Origin of the sequence: Silvibacterium bohemicum (genome assembly GCF_001006305.1) — a bacterium.
Classification (GTDB): domain Bacteria; phylum Acidobacteriota; class Terriglobia; order Terriglobales; family Acidobacteriaceae; genus Silvibacterium; species Silvibacterium bohemicum.
In genome coordinates this window covers 265,430-278,548 of record NZ_LBHJ01000008.1, presented here as the reverse complement: position 1 = coordinate 278,548, position 13,119 = coordinate 265,430, and the positions used below count along the sequence as shown (strand labels likewise).

At 59.8% G+C, this 13,119-nt stretch carries 15 protein-coding genes; 8 read left to right on the top strand and 7 right to left on the bottom strand.

The features are described 5' to 3' along the window. Positions 1 to 187: 187 nt before the first annotated feature. The gene (locus XX99_RS16390) at positions 188 to 1,255 is read left to right on the top strand and encodes a hypothetical protein (RefSeq protein ID WP_050060472.1); all 1,068 of its coding nucleotides are present in this window, start codon (positions 188 to 190) and stop codon (positions 1,253 to 1,255) included. A gap of 102 nt (positions 1,256 to 1,357) precedes the next feature. Here the strand turns inward: XX99_RS16390 and XX99_RS16385 are convergent, their stop codons facing one another. The 3 genes from XX99_RS16385 to XX99_RS16375 all read right to left on the bottom strand — a co-directional run bounded on the left by XX99_RS16385 (position 1,358) and on the right by XX99_RS16375 (position 5,250). Continuing rightward, positions 1,358 to 2,965, bottom strand: coding sequence for a B12-binding domain-containing radical SAM protein (locus tag XX99_RS16385; protein ID WP_050060471.1), 1,608 nt, complete (start codon positions 2,963 to 2,965; stop codon positions 1,358 to 1,360). Positions 2,966 to 3,258: 293 nt separating this feature from the next. Continuing rightward, positions 3,259 to 3,993: a flagellar brake protein gene (locus XX99_RS16380; protein ID WP_050060470.1), complete on the bottom strand. Its 735-nt coding sequence runs from the start codon at positions 3,991 to 3,993 to the stop codon at positions 3,259 to 3,261. A 405-nt stretch (positions 3,994 to 4,398) separates the two neighbouring features. Next, complete coding sequence (locus XX99_RS16375; protein ID WP_082125651.1) at positions 4,399 to 5,250, bottom strand: ATP-binding protein; 852 nt, start codon at positions 5,248 to 5,250, stop codon at positions 4,399 to 4,401. A gap of 324 nt (positions 5,251 to 5,574) precedes the next feature. Between XX99_RS16375 and gap the strand changes: the two genes are divergently transcribed. From gap to XX99_RS16360, 3 genes are all read left to right on the top strand, one after another. Further along, positions 5,575 to 6,579, top strand: coding sequence for a type I glyceraldehyde-3-phosphate dehydrogenase (gene gap / locus XX99_RS16370; protein ID WP_050060469.1), 1,005 nt, complete (start codon positions 5,575 to 5,577; stop codon positions 6,577 to 6,579). 73 nt (positions 6,580 to 6,652) lie between these two features. Beyond that, complete coding sequence (locus XX99_RS16365; RefSeq protein WP_050060505.1) at positions 6,653 to 7,033, top strand: RidA family protein; 381 nt, start codon at positions 6,653 to 6,655, stop codon at positions 7,031 to 7,033. A gap of 45 nt (positions 7,034 to 7,078) precedes the next feature. Continuing rightward, entirely contained in the window at positions 7,079 to 8,293 is a 1,215-nt protein-coding gene (locus XX99_RS16360; RefSeq protein ID WP_050060468.1) for a phosphoglycerate kinase, read from the top strand. 139 nt (positions 8,294 to 8,432) lie between these two features. Here XX99_RS16360 and XX99_RS16355 read toward each other — a convergent pair whose 3' ends face one another. Continuing rightward, entirely contained in the window at positions 8,433 to 8,714 is a 282-nt protein-coding gene (locus tag XX99_RS16355; protein WP_050060467.1) for a BrnA antitoxin family protein, read from the bottom strand. After that, the gene (locus XX99_RS16350; protein ID WP_050060466.1) at positions 8,695 to 9,021 is read right to left on the bottom strand and encodes a BrnT family toxin; all 327 of its coding nucleotides are present in this window, start codon (positions 9,019 to 9,021) and stop codon (positions 8,695 to 8,697) included. The genes XX99_RS16355 and XX99_RS16350 overlap by 20 nt, the downstream gene beginning before the upstream one ends. Before the next feature lie 142 nt (positions 9,022 to 9,163). On the opposite strand from XX99_RS16350, the gene XX99_RS16345 reads away from it, so the two are divergent. The 3 genes from XX99_RS16345 to XX99_RS16335 all read left to right on the top strand — a co-directional run bounded on the left by XX99_RS16345 (position 9,164) and on the right by XX99_RS16335 (position 11,538). Further along, positions 9,164 to 10,099: an MBL fold metallo-hydrolase gene (locus XX99_RS16345; RefSeq protein WP_050060465.1), complete on the top strand. Its 936-nt coding sequence runs from the start codon at positions 9,164 to 9,166 to the stop codon at positions 10,097 to 10,099. 96 nt (positions 10,100 to 10,195) lie between these two features. Continuing rightward, entirely contained in the window at positions 10,196 to 10,948 is a 753-nt protein-coding gene (gene tpiA, locus XX99_RS16340; RefSeq protein WP_050060464.1) for a triose-phosphate isomerase, read from the top strand. A gap of 242 nt (positions 10,949 to 11,190) precedes the next feature. Beyond that, entirely contained in the window at positions 11,191 to 11,538 is a 348-nt protein-coding gene (locus XX99_RS16335; protein ID WP_231581431.1) for a Rieske (2Fe-2S) protein, read from the top strand. A 23-nt stretch (positions 11,539 to 11,561) separates the two neighbouring features. Here the strand turns inward: XX99_RS16335 and XX99_RS16330 are convergent, their stop codons facing one another. Continuing rightward, complete coding sequence (locus XX99_RS16330) at positions 11,562 to 11,903, bottom strand: STAS domain-containing protein (protein WP_050060463.1); 342 nt, start codon at positions 11,901 to 11,903, stop codon at positions 11,562 to 11,564. A 93-nt stretch (positions 11,904 to 11,996) separates the two neighbouring features. Then, entirely contained in the window at positions 11,997 to 12,146 is a 150-nt protein-coding gene (locus tag XX99_RS27310; protein ID WP_156186029.1) for a hypothetical protein, read from the bottom strand. Between the two features lie 29 nt (positions 12,147 to 12,175). On the opposite strand from XX99_RS27310, the gene XX99_RS16325 reads away from it, so the two are divergent. Further along, positions 12,176 to 13,093, top strand: coding sequence for an alpha/beta hydrolase (locus XX99_RS16325; RefSeq protein ID WP_050060462.1), 918 nt, complete (start codon positions 12,176 to 12,178; stop codon positions 13,091 to 13,093). The last annotated feature ends 26 nt before the right edge of the window (positions 13,094 to 13,119 follow it).

Here is a 13,119-nt window from a genome sequence, read left to right as displayed (position 1 = left end):
ATGGTAGCCTCAACTACAACTCGCCCATCAGCCGTATCGGTAATGAAACAACCTCTTGACCTTCTACAGGCACCCGGGCTTGTTGATTGCAACCCGCCGTGAAGTCCTGCTCATCCTAGAGGGAAGCTGGATCGTACGTTACCGAACGTCGTGTGGCATCCGGTTATTCCCTGGGAGTTCTGCAAAGATGCCGCCTAAAAAGCGATTCGTACTGACCTTTCTCTACGTACCGGCCACCATCCAGTTCGCATGGTGCTATTTCTGGCTCACGCGGCCTTACGTGAACACCGCTCTCTACGAGCAGGGGTTGGAGCGGATGCCGTTTCAAGGGCGCATGCTGATGATCGTGCCCATGCGATTGGCGCACAGCAGTCTGGTGCTGGGCTGGTTCGCGGACTTTTTCAAGCTGTCACAGTTCTGGTTCCCGCGCCCTGTCGCGCCGGAGGTCATGGTTCAGGCCGCGATCAATGTCGTCTCGCTGCTGGTGGTGGGATGGCTGACGACCCGGATCTATCAGGCCAGCTCGCAGCGCCGGCTGCTCACCCCACTCGTGTATCCGCTGGTGCTTGTGGCGTGCGGCGCCACCTACGTGATGCACACGGTGCAGAATTTCCGCTTCATCTACGACCTGCCCAGCCTGGCTTTCTTCTCCGGGGCGATGTACCTGCTCTATTTTCGCAAGCATTGGGCGTACTTCGCCGCGTTGTTTGTTGTGGCCACGATCAACCGCGAAACCACCCTGCTGCTGCTTCCGCTCTACCTGATCAATGAGGCCGCCATCGGCCGAAATCTGCGCTGGACGCGGGCGTTTCGTCTGCGGACGCTGTTGCCGGTGTTGTCTCTCGCCGCTTTCTGGGGAGCGTGGCAGCTCTTGGTGCGCCATCTCTTCGCGCACAACCCGTCGGAGTTCTATCCGCGCATCAACTGGAACGTGAAGTCGCTGCTGGCGCCGCAGGCGTGGCCGCAGCTGTTGAGCACATCGGGCTACCTGTTGATCTTCGTGATCGCGATGCGTAAAAAGATCGTCGATCCGCGGCTGCGAGCCTGGTTATGGCTGGTGCCGGTGTGGTTTGTCTTCATGTTTGTCTTTGGAATCCTGATCGAGACGCGGGTCTTCGGCGAGCTGATTCCGTTTGTGGCCTGCGCCACCACTTTAATCTTCGAAGAAATACTCGCGGAGCGTATGGGCGTTTCCGAGCCGGGGCCGGAGCTGGTGCTCCCGGAGCCCGCCTTGCGCATCGGAAAAGCGGCCTGAGCTTTCGTGGGGTCGTCCCACATCCGTAAATCGGAGGTGGCTCATTCCGGCTGTCGATCCAGAGAAGTGCTTCGTTCTCTCGATCGATCAGAGGGCACCCGATTAGAGCCGGTCGGAGCCGGGGAGGACGATGAATGGTCCGGCCGCATCCGGGGCGCTCGTGGCCAGCGCGGTCTGCAGCAGCGGCGGATGGAATGCCTTCTCCCACACCGGCGATTTCAGTTCGGGCATGGGCTTCGATTGAAACAGTTTTCTGCACTGCCTGGCAGTCCAGCGCGCAGCGGTTTTGGATTTCTTGCGGCGGGCGCTGTCGGTCGAGATTCCGGTTCCGGCATACATCTGGCGATACAGCTTGGACAGGAACATGAAGGCAATGCGCGCGCGTAACGTGGGCGTGCAGGCGGAACGCTGCCAGATGGCAGACCAGTTATAAAACCGGTCCCAGACCTTTTGCGTGCGCTCGCGGATCTCATCCGAACTCATGGACGGATGCGGGGTGAACATCTTGGGACGAACTGCAGTGGGGATGAGCCAGTAGCGCGTGATCGGGACGTCGCCGACCAGTGCAGGATCTTTGGCCTGCTCCTTTTCCCATCGCGCAAAGTCGACGGTACCGGGGAACGGCGTCATCATGACGAACTGGGCGAAGGTCACGCCGGCTTTGAGCGCCATATCGACAGTCGCGTCGAAGGTGGCCGGCTTGTCGGTCGGCAGCCCGAAGATGAAGGAGCCGAGAACGTGCACGCCGTGGTCTTTGAAGGTCTGCAGCTGCCGGGCCAGCGCGTCGCCGGAGTAGTTGAAGTCCTTGAAGACGGTCTTTAGGCCTTCGGGCGTAACCGCCTCGACGCCTACCAGCGCGCCTTTGATGTTGGCCCGGCGCATGGCTTCGAGGTATTCGACGTCTTCGGCCGCTTCCATGGTGATCTGGGTGAAGAACACCATGTTCTTGGGCAGCTTGGCGAGCTCTTCCATCAGCTGGAAGCGCTCGTTGCGGACGGCCGTGAGCTCAGCAACCTTTGCCAGGTTATTCTGCTCGCGGGCCAGGCGTAAATCGGTCAGAGTTACGGGGTAGAAGTTGTCGTCGGCGAGCGCAATGAAGCGAAAGCCGATCTGACGCAGCTGAACGATCTCGTCGATGACGCTCTGGTAGCGGCGCTGGCGTGGCTGCTGGCCGTCGGTGCGCCACACGCTGCAGAAAGAGCAATGCTTGGGGCATCCGCGAATGGTCTGGACCGAGGCCCACATGTATTTATCGCGCGGCATCAGCTCCCAGCGCGCCGCCAGGAATTGGCTGCCTTCGATGCGTCCGCCTTCGTAGATCTTCTCCGGAGCTCCGGCGAGGCAATCGGATACAACTTTGCCCCAGGCGATGTCGCCATCCCCTTTGACGACGGCATGCGCATGGCCGCGTTCGAGGGCTTCTTCGGGGAACAACGTGGCGTGGATGCCTCCGTAGACCACCCAGGCGCCGAGCTCCCGCGCCATGCGGCCGACTTCGTATCCGCGCAGAGCATTGCCGGTATGCACGCTGATACCGACGATATCGCCGGGCTGGATGGTTTCGGGAACGATCTGCTCGAGCGATTCATCGACCAGGATGGGATCGCCCGCGCTGCGCGGAGTGGCCGCGGCCAGCACGAAAAGCCATCTCGGAGTGATAACGGCGGTGCCAAAGGAATTGTCGCTGGGATTTACAAGATGAACGCTCAAGGAATCCTACCTTTCGTGGTGCGAATCAGGTGGATTCAGAGAGAGTACTTACGACTGGAAAGAAGACCCGAAGTGCGCAGAGGCAAGCTTGCCGATCACAATTCTTTCCGCCAACTTACTAACAATCATACAGAGAACTTAGCGAATGCGATGTGAACGTTCGCTCATGGCGGGATAGCGTCTGGCCGGAGCCGCTTTTCTTTTTGAGCGAAAGGGTACGGGCTGAAGCTCGTACCCTTCGGGATTGGTGGTCTCCCACATCTCAGAATCGAGATGTGGGGTACCCGGTTTTGCTATTTTTCCCGAGCGATGTTGTTGGCGCGGTTTAACTGGTCCAGTTTGAATACCAGCTGCTGCACCTTTGTTTCCTTGTCGCGCGCGAGATTCATAAAGGCGCATCCGTAGCGGTGGGTGAAGCGTCCGTTGTGCTCGAGCTTCGTATATGTGCTGATCTTCAGCGTCACATCCATTTTGCCCAGCTCGGCAAAGTTGAGATTCGCGTCGAAGATACTATCCGGCTGCAACGTCTCGGCGGTGACCGTCATCGACGTGAGACCCACTCCGCCGGCTGAGATGTCCTTCAGATCCAGGACTACCAGCTGGCCGTTGGGCAACTTCAGCGTGGCGGCGTATGGCTTGACGAGGATTGTCCGGAAGTTCTCGCGGCGCTGCAGATACTCCATTTCGGCCGGAAACGGCGAGCGCAACGCGGGACTTTCTTCAAAGGTCGTGGTGGCTGCGGAGGGCACAGCGAAGCGCACCGAAATACCGCGGAGCCGGGCGTAGAAGTAAATCTTTGCGCTGGCAAGGACGGTCCGGACATCGTCTTCATGCCCTGCCTCGTAGACGAACTCACGGCTGTTCGTGTCGATATCCAGGATCATCGAGCTCATCTTTTTGCCGCCCATCAAGCCGACGGTGACGAAGGCCTGCGACCTCTGCATATCTTTGATGATCCGCGCGATCTCACCCGGCGAGGTGAGGGTGCATGCATCTTCTTGTTCTTCAATCCGGCTAGCGGTCCCCATGTGCTGTTTCCCATATGCTGTTTCAGGATGAGGCCGCGATCCATCGCAACGTGGCGTGAGTACGCAGCCCTTGCAGCCCTCCTTTCGGCAGAATCCCTCCGGAAATAAAGAGCGCGGCGAAATTATTTTTTCTGTCTGACGTCATCGGGACTGCCCGTCCCAGGCGACTGTGCCTTCGGCACTCGATCGGTGGTGGTGACGGCGGTCGTGGAATCCCACATCTCAGAAGCGAGACATGGGGCACCCGGCCTCGTTCCCAGCGGAGGTCATTCTGAACGTAGTGAAGAATCTCGGCGCTGCTGGTGCACACGCCGAGCTGAGATTCTCCCTCCCTTTGGTCGTCTGAATGACGAGGATGAGGGTTAAGGGCCGCGATCGAGGAAGCTCAGGGTGATGCGAAGGCGCCTAAGCGCCTTCGATCGGGGTTTCGGGAGTGGTTGGGTTTTTGACGCGCACCACGACGATCTTCGAGAAGCCTTCCTTGAAGCTGGGCGGACGAAGCCGTTCGGCCATCTTCTTCATGACGTCGTCGCTGACCGTGCGTTCGCGGCGGCTGTTGCGTTCCATGCAGATTTCGAAGGGAACGTCGAAGAAGACGGCTTGCACGTCGTATCCGAAGCTCTTGGCCATCTTGATCCACTGGCGGCGTTCGTGGGGCGAGAGATTGGTCGCGTCCACGTAGTTCCAGGGCATCTTGGCGATCAGACGGGCGCGCAGCAGGGACCGCAGCGTAGAGAAGACCAGTCCCTGGTAGCGCTGTTCGGTGATGTCGTCGAAGAGGATGTTGCGCAGCATGTCCGACGAGAGAGGAGTGACGCCGCGGCGCTTGAACCAGGTGGTCTTGCCCGAGCCGGGCAGGCCGATGGTGAGCACCACGAAGCCCTTGGGCGCACGCGCTTCGCCAGGCGTCTCGCTGGCGGTCTGGCTCGCGGTGAGCGGCTCGGGCGGAGGAATAGAGGGTGATTCGGGTTGGGTTTCAACTACGAGATTGCCGCCGCCCGCAGGAGCGCTTTCAAGAAAGGCATCGGCGGGATCGACAAAATCGACGGGAGTGTGTTCGCTGGCCGGCTGGATTTCTACAGACAGGACAGGGGCTTCGGGCTCCGAAGAGGCGCCCTCCTCATTCGAGGGAGCTGGTTCGGCCGGTGCGGCTTCATAAGATGGGCGCAGGGGAGCCGGCTGATTCGCGGGTATTTCCTGGCCGATCTTTCCTGTGGATTCCGAATCGTTCGGTCCACGCTTGGAACGTCGTCTCATTTTTTCGCGCATCCATTCGCGCATAACTCAGGGTTTAACACAGACTTGACGCTGCCGCAACGCGGATGGTGCAAGGGAGTAAACAGCGCAGGCCGATTCGACTGTGCGGCACGACGCAATTCATCATAAAACGTGAGCCACATCCATCTTGAACGGGAGTGCGCAGGAAAGGAAACAAGAGCCCATAGAAATTCTTTATCCGCGTTATTGACTACAGTGCTAGCATCGGTAATTGGGGGTTTACGGCCGCAGCATCGCCCGCTATCGCGCTGTAAATTTCACTCCAAGAGAGCACTTCAGATAACCGCAAGGAGACAAGTTTCAATGGCAGTGAAGGTTGGCATCAACGGCTTCGGCCGCATCGGACGCAATGTTTTTCGCGCATCGCTTGGCAATCCCGAGATCGAAATTGTCGCAGTCAATGATCTGACGAGCCCGGCTACGCTCGCACACCTTCTTAAATACGACTCCATCCTGGGCAATCTGAAGAATGACATCTCTTCGAGCGCCGATTCCATCACCGTCGACGGCAAGACCATCAAGGTATTCGCGGAGCGCGACCCCGCCAAGCTGGACTGGAACTCGACCGGCGCGGAGATCGTGGTCGAATCGACCGGCATCTTCACCGACGCCACCAAGGCCACGGCTCACCTGCAGGGCTCGGTCAAGAAGGTCATCATCTCGGCCCCGGCCACGAACGAGGACATCACCGTCGTCCTCGGCGTGAACGACGACAAGTACGACGCCAGCAAGCACAACATCATCTCCAACGCCTCCTGCACCACGAACTGCCTGGCGCCCGTGGTGAAGGTGCTGCACGCCGAGTTCGGCATCGTCTCGGGCATCATGACCACGATCCACAGCTACACCAACGACCAGGTCATCCTCGACTTCCCGCACAAGGACCTGCGCCGCGCACGCGCTGCCGCGATCAACATGATCCCCAGCTCGACCGGCGCCGCCAAGGCCCTGAAGCTGGTCATCCCGGAGATGGCGGGCAAGCTGGACGGCTTTGCCATCCGCGTCCCAACCCCGAACGTCTCAGTGGTTGACCTGACCTTCATCGCGGAGAAGCCGGTGACGATTGAAACCGTCAACGCCGCGCTCAAGAACGCCGCAGAAGGCAGCCTCAAGGGCATCCTGGGCTTCGAGACGGCGGAGCTGGTTTCGAGCGACTTCAAGGGCGACGCCCGTTCGTCGATCGTGGACTCGCCGTTGACCAAGGTCGTCGGCCAGTCGGTCAAGGTGATCAGCTGGTACGACAACGAGTGGGGCTACTCCAACCGCGTGCGCGACCTGATCCTCTTCCTCAAGAAGAAGGGCCTGTAATCCAGCGCAATCCGACGAAGGAAACGCCGGCCACTCCCGTATGGGAGTGGCCGGTGCAGCAAGCGGAGCCATCATGCGTCAGAACTTTCCGGGGACATCTCCCTTTGAGCCCGTGATCGGCTTTTCGCGCGCGGTGCGCGTGGACAATACCATCCACATTTCGGGCACCGGGCCGGTGGGAGCCGATAACAGCGACGCGGAGACCCAGGCGCGGCATACACTGGAGATCATCCGCGGAATTCTGGCGCAGGCCGGCGCACGGATGGAAGATGTGGTGCGGACGCGGATGTATCTTACCCATGTGGAAGATTGGGAGGCGGTGGGCCGGGCCCACGGCGAAATCTTCGGGACCATTCGCCCTGCCGCTACCATGGTTGTTGTTGCCAAATTACTGAACCCCGCATGGCGCGTCGAGATCGAAGCCGACGCGGTAGTGAAATCCAAGAACGAATAATCTGAAAAATAACCAGGAAAGCATCTGGAGAGCGTAGCTAAGGACATGGCCAAACTATCGATTCGCGACCTCGACCTTGCGCATAAGCACGTATTCATGCGCGTGGATTTCAACGTTCCCCTCAGCGAAGACGGATCGGAGATCACCGACGACACGCGCATCCGCGAAACACTGCCTACGCTCGAATACGCGCTGCGGCACAAGGCCAAGCTGATCCTGGCTTCGCACCTAGGCCGGCCCAAGGGCAAGCCTAATTCGAAGTACAGCCTGCGCCCGGTTGTGGACCGGCTGCGCAACCTGCTCGATCACCATCTCGGTGAGCAGGTGAACGTCGCGTTCTCACCGGACTGTGTGGGCGAGCTGGCGACAGAGCTTTCGCGGCAGCTCGAATCCGGTCAGGTGTTGCTGCTCGAGAACCTGCGCTTCCATGCCGGGGAAGAGGCCAACGATCCGAAATTCGCCAAGCAATTGGCGTCGCTATGCGAAATCTATGTGAACGACGCCTTCGGCAGCGCGCACCGCGCGCACGCCTCGACCGAGGGCATCACGCATCATGTGAAGGTGGCCGCGGCCGGCCTGCTGATGGAAAAAGAGCTGACCTACATGAGCAAGGCTCTGGAAGAGCCGGCCAAACCGTTCGTGGCCATCCTGGGCGGCGCAAAGGTCTCGGACAAGATTCAGGTGATCGATAACCTGCTCAACAAAGTGGATGCTCTGCTCATCGGCGGCGGCATGGCCTACACCTTTCACAAGGCTCTCGGCCGCGAGATCGGCGAGTCGCTGCTCGAGGCAGACAAGATCGAGCTGGCCAAAGAGACGCTGGCCAAGGCCGAAGCGAAGGGCGTACGTCTTCTGCTGCCCGTCGACAACGTGATCGCCGACAAGTTTGCTCCCGATGCCAAGTCGCAGGTCTATGACGGCAGCGGCGAATACCCTGCCGGCTGGATGGGGCTCGACATCGGCCCCAAGACCATCGAGCTTTTCACGAAGGAAGTCGCCGACGCTTCGACGATCGTGTGGAACGGCCCCATGGGAGTCTTCGAGTTCCCCGCCTTCGCCGTGGGCACGACCAAGGTAGCCAAGGCCGTAGCCGCGAACGAGGACTGCATCTCGATCGTGGGCGGTGGCGATTCGGTCTCAGCAGTGAAGAAGGCGGGAGTGGCGGAGCAGATCACGCATATCTCGACCGGCGGCGGCGCTTCGCTCGAGTTTCTTGAGGGGAAGAAGCTTCCCGGGGTCGAGGCGCTTACGGAGAAGTAGCTCTCCGGTCTACGCCACTATTTTTGTTCCTCACTTTGACGATCAATCGGATGCCCCACATCTCAAAAGCGAGATGTGGGGCATCCGATCATAGTTTCCGGTCCTCGCACATCAGGGTCGCGAGCGGTTTCAGACACCGTCAGGCTCGCTTGCGCTTCGAGGATCTTTCCTGTTCCATGCGCTCGGCGAGAAAGACCTTCATCAGCGACTGATAGGGCACGTCTCTTTGGTTGGCGAGAATTTTCAGGTCTTCCACCATCGCTACCGGCAGGCGGATGGAAATTGTCCGCAGTGTGGGTTTGAGGTTTGGCAGCTTTATCCGCTTGGCTGCCGACCAGTCGAGATATTCCGTCGAATCGGCCTTAGACCAAAACTCGAACTCTTCTTCCTCGCTGCGAAATTCAGGAATTTTCTTTTTCATATTTCCTGTATGCCTCCTGTTCTTTGCGATTCAGGTCTCGCGCTGAGATGACCCGGATGAGATTCTTTCTAACGGTGAAGACCACCAGCAGGAGCCGCCCGCCACGCGTCTCGCCCATCGCCTGGTACCGCGCCTCTGCGTTCGAGTGTCCAGAATCCCGGCGAAAAAGCATCGGGTCGTGAAAGAAGACGTCTTCCGCCTCTTCCGACGCCACACGATGGCATTCCCAATTCTTCACCGTGTTCCAGTCGTCCCACTCGAAGCCGACGCAACGCTCGATTGGATTTTCCGGTCTGCGGGCCGACATGGAATGTATATATCACATATATACCGAATCATCCGCCCAAAATCTTCGGTCTGCAAGCTTTAGAATCTCAATCAAAGCCTGTGCAGAGGCTGAAACTCACTTGCCATTTGAGCCATACGTTAGCCTCCTCGAGGTTTTCCCTATGTACTCGTTCCCAAGATCGGTGCAGGCTCTTCTCGTTCTTGGAACCCTCTTCGCTTCCGAAGCTTTGCCGGTAGCGGCGCAGACCTGCGGAGCTTCCGGAGTCGCCGTGCAGGTGCTCGGCTCCGGCGGCCCGGAGATGCAGGATAAGCGGGCTTCGACCAGCTATCTCATCTGGGAAAACGGTAAGGCGCGGGTGATGGTGGATGCCGGCGGCGGCAGCGCTCTTCGCTTTGGCGAGAGCGGCGCGCAGATGTCTCAGGTGGATGTTTTTCTCTTCAGCCACTTTCATGTCGACCACAGCGGCGACTTCCCTGCCCTGATCTTTTCCTCCTGGTTCGAGGACCGTAAGCGCCCACTGACGGTCTATGGTCCTCAGGGAAACCAGTACATGCCATCGACCACGGAGTTCGTCCAGGACTTGTTCAGCGAGCCGCATGGGGCGTGGCGCTATCTCAGCGACCTGGTCGAGCCCGGCACCGAGGACAGCTATCAGCTGCAGCCGCATAATGTGGAAGCCGCCTCAACGCCGGTGCTTGTCTTCCGCAATGCCGATATGGCGTTGTACGCGGTGAGCGTGATTCATGGCGTCTTTCCGACTCTGGCGTGGCGAGTGGAGATGGGCGGCAAGCGCATCGTTTTCAGCGGCGATACGAATGGCGAAGGTGACGGACTGACGCAGCTGGCGTCGAACGCCGATTTGTTCATCGCGCACAATGCCGTGCCGGAGGGTGCAACTGGAGTAGAAAGACGCCTGCACATGCCGCCTTCGGTGATCGGAACCACGGCAGCGAATGCGCACGTGAAGCAACTGGTCCTCTCGCATCGCATGCTGCGAACGCTGGGAAAAGAGAGCGAGACGCAAGCCGAAATACGGCGGCGATATGCGGGTCCGATCAGCTTTGCCAACGATCTCGACTGTTTCCCGGTGAAGTAAGCTCGCTCCTCAAGCATCGGCATTGCGAGCTATCGGCGCTCGATCCGCCGCGCGCACCTCCTTGCTTTAGAATCCTTTTGAGGATCAGCAACCGACATGTCACGCAAGCCACTCATTGCAGCGAACTGGAAGATGTACAAGACTCCCGCGCAGGCGCAGGAGTTCGTGAAGACCTTTCTCCCCCTTGTCGCCAATCACGATCGCGACGAGATCGTGCTCTGCCCTTCGATGACTTCCCTTTCCGTGGTGATTGCGGCGGTGAGCGGATCGAATGTGGCCGTGGGCGCGCAGAACATGCACTATGCCGGAGAAGGCGCATTTACAGGCGAGACTTCGGCGTTGATGTTGAATGCTATCGGGACGACCCATGTGCTCATCGGCCACTCTGAGCGGCGGCAGTATTTCGCGGAGACGGATGAGACGGTCAACAAGAAAATCCATTGCGCGATCAAGCACCACCTCACGCCGATTCTGTGTGTCGGCGAGCAGCTCGAAGAGCGCGAGGCGGGCAAAACCGAAGAGGTGCTAATGCGCCAGACAGAGAATGCGCTGAAGGGTGTCGAGCCTGCCGTCGCGAAGAACTTTATCGTGGCTTACGAACCGGTCTGGGCTATCGGAACAGGCAGAACGGCGACGCCAGAGATGGCGGGAATGGCGCACTTCTTCATCCGCAGTGAGATCGCGCGGCTGCTGGGGCGGAAGACGGCGGACAGCATCCGCATCCTCTACGGCGGCTCGGTGAAACCGGACAATGCGTCAGCGCTGCTCAATCAGCCGGAGATCGATGGCGCGCTGGTCGGCGGAGCGAGCCTCGATCCGCAGTCTTTTGCCGAGATTGTGAAGTATTAACTGCAGCTGAAGAACCGGTTGCTGACGACCGGTTGGCTAAAAGGCTGGTCGCTAGAAGAGCGGGTCGCTAAAGGCGGTGGGCTCAAGGGCGTTGCCCGTCACCCCACAAAAGCGTCATTCTGAACGTAGTGAAGAATCTCAGCTCCGCTGGTGCGCAAACTGCGTTGAGATTCTTCCTCCCTTTGGTTGTCAGAATGGCGGAATTTATTTTCTGCGGACGTCACTCGTCAGAATGATGGGATGTGTTTTCTGCTCGTCTGGGCGTTTATCCTATCTTCATGGCTGAGTTGGTGCGGATTCTTAGTACAGTGGAGCTGCCGGGCGTTGGTGAGGCGCGCGAAGTCTCTTGCAATGGGAAGATGCTGTGCATCGCCAATGTGGGCGGCTCGATCAGCGCGATGGACAATGTGTGTCCGCATCGCGGCGGCCCGCTCGGTGAAGGCATCGTCGAGAACGGCAAGGTGGTTTGTCCGTGGCACGCCTGGGCCTTCGACGTGGTCACCGGCGAGGCCGAGCATTCTCCGAATGACAAGGTCGCGGTCTATCCGGTAAGGATCGATGGCGACGATGTGCTGGTGGAACTGGACTAAGGCTTGATGGCCGGCATCCGCGCTCAATCCACCAGCGCGGACGAACGGTCTGGATAGAGCGCGAGCAGCTTGTCAGTGTTAGTTAGTTCGAAGAGCTGTTGCAGGGTGGGACCGGGTGCGGCGATGCGCAGGCTTCCCTTGACCGTCTTCATTTTCCCGTAGAGCAGCATGATGAGGCCGAGACCGGCGCTGTCGGCGTATTCGATGCCGCTGATTTCGAGAACCAGCACGCGGGTGCCTGCGTCGATCAGGTGGTTGAGCTTGCCTTCGATCTCGCGAAGGCGCATGCCCAGGGTCATCCTGCCGGTGAGTGTCACTACGGCAGTGGTGGCGTCGATCTGTTCGATGGCATCGTCCAGAAGCATAAGCGGCGCGGCCTCCCGTATTGCAGCCCCAGCTTACAACATGCACCTGCCTATGAATGCGAATGTGCAAGCACAGCCGCTTCCCTGCTAGGCTCAATCGAGAATGCCCGACCAGCCGATATCCGCTACACCCACTCCAGCCAAGCAGGCCGACGACTTGTGGTGCCCCACCTGCGCGCGTGTGGTCAACGATCCGCTGGTCTGCGGAGATTGCTCCGCCGTCATCTGCCGGGTGTGCGGCACCCCGCTTGAATCCGCCGACGAGTTAGCCTTTGGCTAAGCGGGCGTCATCCAGAACAAAGTCGCCTACGGCCAGCAAGGGACCACCGCGCGGAGATAGCCCCGCACCGGTCACCATCAGCGCACGCTGGCTGGTGGGAGCTTTCGCCGTCGCCGTCGCCGCGGCCGCGGTCTGCGCCTATGCCACGCTGTGCCTGCTCTTCTACCAGGGGCAGTGGCAGATGGTGCTGCATCCCTCACGCAGCGTTACGGCGACTCCCGCGAATCAGAAGTTGAAGTTCGACGAGATTCGCTTCGACTACACCGAGACCGGCGTGCCCAAGCTCGATGGCTGGTGGATTCCGGCCGAGCCCGCGGCTCGCTGGAGCGCGAGCACGGTTCTTTATCTGCATGGCGGCGAGGGTTCGCTCTCGAATTCTGTCGATGACCTGGCGACGCTGCACTCGCTGGGCATCAACGTCTTCGCCTTCGACTATCGCGGCTATGGACGCAGCGCCGGCCTTCGTCCCAACGAGCTGAGGATGACAGAGGATGCGCACGCGGCGTGGAGCTATCTCACCGCTACGCGGCATCTCGCGGCCAAGTCGGTGGTGATTTATGGCTCGGGTGTGGGAGCGAGCCTCGGTGCGGAGCTGGCTTCGGCATTGCCTGCCCCTGGCCAGCCTGCGGGGATGGTTCTCGACGGCCCGAGCGAGGCGGCGCTGACCATTGTCTCTCGCGATGCGCGGGCCAAGATCCTGCCGCTTTCGCTGCTGCTGAAAGAGCGCTTCGATCCGGCGGATGCGCTTCGCGCTTCCAGCCTCCCCAAGCTGTTTCTCGACCGCGATGGAGCAAAGTCTCGGACCGGGCAGCTTTACCGGACGGCGGCGCTTCCAAAGGAGTACTTTGAGTTGCGTCAGAACGGGTATGAGGCGACGCTGCGGCGGTTTTTCGATGAGGTGCGGCCGTGAAGGTTCCCTCAGCGGCTGAAGCCCGC

Bases quoted from the DNA above. Each gene is read 5' to 3' on its own strand.
- gap (WP_050060469.1), top strand. From the start codon at position 5,575: ATGGCAGTGAAGGTTGGCATCAACGGCTTCGGCCGCATCGGACGCAAT.
- tpiA (WP_050060464.1), top strand. From the start codon at position 10,196: ATGTCACGCAAGCCACTCATTGCAGCGAACTGGAAGATGTACAAGACT.
- XX99_RS16380 (WP_050060470.1), bottom strand. From the start codon at position 3,993: ATGGGGACCGCTAGCCGGATTGAAGAACAAGAAGATGCATGCACCCTC.
- XX99_RS16375 (WP_082125651.1), bottom strand. From the start codon at position 5,250: ATGAGACGACGTTCCAAGCGTGGACCGAACGATTCGGAATCCACAGGA.
- XX99_RS16390 (WP_050060472.1), top strand. From the start codon at position 188: ATGCCGCCTAAAAAGCGATTCGTACTGACCTTTCTCTACGTACCGGCC.
- XX99_RS16350 (WP_050060466.1), bottom strand. From the start codon at position 9,021: ATGTCGGCCCGCAGACCGGAAAATCCAATCGAGCGTTGCGTCGGCTTC.
- XX99_RS16345 (WP_050060465.1), top strand. From the start codon at position 9,164: ATGTACTCGTTCCCAAGATCGGTGCAGGCTCTTCTCGTTCTTGGAACC.
- XX99_RS16355 (WP_050060467.1), bottom strand. From the start codon at position 8,714: ATGAAAAAGAAAATTCCTGAATTTCGCAGCGAGGAAGAAGAGTTCGAG.
- XX99_RS16330 (WP_050060463.1), bottom strand. From the start codon at position 11,903: ATGCTTCTGGACGATGCCATCGAACAGATCGACGCCACCACTGCCGTA.
- XX99_RS16360 (WP_050060468.1), top strand. From the start codon at position 7,079: ATGGCCAAACTATCGATTCGCGACCTCGACCTTGCGCATAAGCACGTA.
- XX99_RS16365 (WP_050060505.1), top strand. From the start codon at position 6,653: ATGCGTCAGAACTTTCCGGGGACATCTCCCTTTGAGCCCGTGATCGGC.